The sequence below is a fragment of the Erwinia sp. 198 genome (assembly GCF_003937915.1).
Lineage (GTDB): Bacteria > Pseudomonadota > Gammaproteobacteria > Enterobacterales > Enterobacteriaceae > Erwinia > Erwinia aeris.
In genome coordinates, this window is sequence record NZ_RHUM01000031.1 from 1 (window position 1) to 1,554 (window position 1,554).

Below are 1,554 nucleotides of genomic sequence, written 5' to 3' on the forward strand. Positions count from 1 at the left end.
GCTCCGGCGCTGGCGCTCTGCTGCCTGCTGTCGTAGCGGTCGCTGTCCTGCTCCGAGGTCAGCGTCAGGTTGCGCGCCGAAAAGGTCATGCCCTGTGGCAGAAGGCGGATCTGTTGCCCGACTCCGATCAGCAGGTATTGATCGCCGTGGTGGACAGTTTTGTCAAGAAGTCGATGGTAGAGTAGGTAATAGGATTTAATAACAGACGTTAACTGAGCGCAGCAGACGTAAGTTCGCACCTCATGCCTGCCGTTGATCACAACCAACTAACAGGAGTCGTTGATATGGCTGAACATGATACTAAGCCAGAAGTAAGTATTCCCAAAGCCTTACGGCGATTAAAGGTGGGATATGTCAGTATTGGCCATGCGGATCGTAATGATACGACCACGTATTACAGCCGCTGCCTCAGCCTTAACCTTAAGGGCAACTGGCTGGAAGAGGCCGGGTTTGCAACCGATACGCAGGTTACCGTGACTATTGGGCAAGGGCAACTTGTAATCAGGCCCGTTACTAAGTGACGGATAAAAAGATCCCGGCTCGATGGGCGGGATATTTGTCTTATTCATCGTATTTAAAATCAATATTAATCTCTGATTTTTCTACATTTAATGTAGCTACACAACCATGCCAGAATGGTTTTTCCTGAGATTTAAAATTCTCCAAAAAGAACGTTCTAAGCATTACCAATAATTCTCTTAACCTCTGGTCAGTTAAACCATGCTCAGGCAAAAACCAGTTTTTTTCACCATTCATATTGATGTAATCGTAATTAAAACGACAGCTATCTCCTTCGTTCGATAGTTCTGCATCCATTACAATGATTTTTGCATCATCAGGAGCTGACTTGTACAGCAACTGACCGATTTCACTATATATTTCATCGTCCAGACTCACTTTTCCCTCCCGGAGCATTATCAATGTTTACCCGAGTTGGTCTTCCATTGCCAACAGAATAAGTCACATTAAAACTACTGGGATGTTTATTGCTATCACTATAAATAGGCTGTATTTGTACATCTACTTTTTTACCGGCTTTAAGATCTTTAGCCCAGCTATTTTCCATAGCTTTCCAGGCTCCCTTATTGAGGTTTCCATTCATTGGAACAATATTCAATCTTTCACCTGGCCCACCGAAGATACTAGCTATTAAATACCCGCCCTCATCTCCAGGATTGCCACATTTCCCACCTTTACATTGCTGATAAATATTACGATCATTTTTAGCTAATTCGAGCGTAGCCTTAACATCACTCGGCCTACTTAATTCGTCAGTATGATAAGTCTTATTGCCATCAACCTTATAAATCGTATTCGCTCTGGCTTGTTCATCGCTTTGTTCCAGGCACCTTTCTTACCGGAGTCCACGATAACGACATTTTTTTCAGCACTTGCAGGGAGTTTACTTCCTTTACCTGCTCCTGCAACTATTCCCGCTGCACTGGTTCCAGCCGCCTGAGCCAGCGAATTCATCGCAAGCTGCTTCGCTTCAGGTGAATCACCAGACATCAATGCATTATGAATCGCCGCATTTCTGTCTGCTTCAAGCTGGAT

The 1,554-nt window shown here is 44.6% G+C and carries 3 protein-coding genes and 2 pseudogenes; 2 read left to right on the plus strand and 3 right to left on the minus strand.

What is annotated here, in order from left to right; genetic code table 11:
* Both EGK14_RS21710 and EGK14_RS21090 read left to right on the plus strand, forming a co-directional pair.
* A pseudogene (locus EGK14_RS21710) lies at positions 1-185 on the plus strand (hypothetical protein); the annotation flags it as partial.
* Between the two features lie 99 nt (positions 186-284).
* Positions 285-521 (plus strand): SymE family type I addiction module toxin, encoded by a 237-nt coding sequence (locus EGK14_RS21090; RefSeq protein WP_125291008.1) that lies wholly within the window; start codon positions 285-287, stop codon positions 519-521.
* A 40-nt stretch (positions 522-561) separates the two neighbouring features.
* Here the strand turns inward: EGK14_RS21090 and EGK14_RS21095 are convergent, their stop codons facing one another.
* The 3 genes and pseudogenes from EGK14_RS21095 to EGK14_RS21715 form a co-directional block, all read right to left on the minus strand.
* Positions 562-897, minus strand: coding sequence for a hypothetical protein (locus tag EGK14_RS21095; RefSeq protein WP_125291009.1), 336 nt, complete (start codon positions 895-897; stop codon positions 562-564).
* A complete protein-coding gene (locus EGK14_RS21100; RefSeq protein ID WP_370256578.1) occupies positions 881-1,345 on the minus strand; it encodes a DNA/RNA non-specific endonuclease in 465 nt (154 codons plus the stop codon). Before EGK14_RS21100 ends, EGK14_RS21095 begins: the two co-directional genes overlap by 17 nt.
* A pseudogene (locus tag EGK14_RS21715) lies at positions 1,264-1,554 on the minus strand (hypothetical protein); the annotation flags it as partial. The pseudogene EGK14_RS21715 and the gene EGK14_RS21100, both read right to left, overlap by 82 nt.

Coding starts and splice junctions, on each gene's coding strand:
- EGK14_RS21090 (WP_125291008.1), top strand. CDS start 285: ATGGCTGAACATGATACTAAGCCAGAAGTAAGTATTCCCAAAGCCTTA.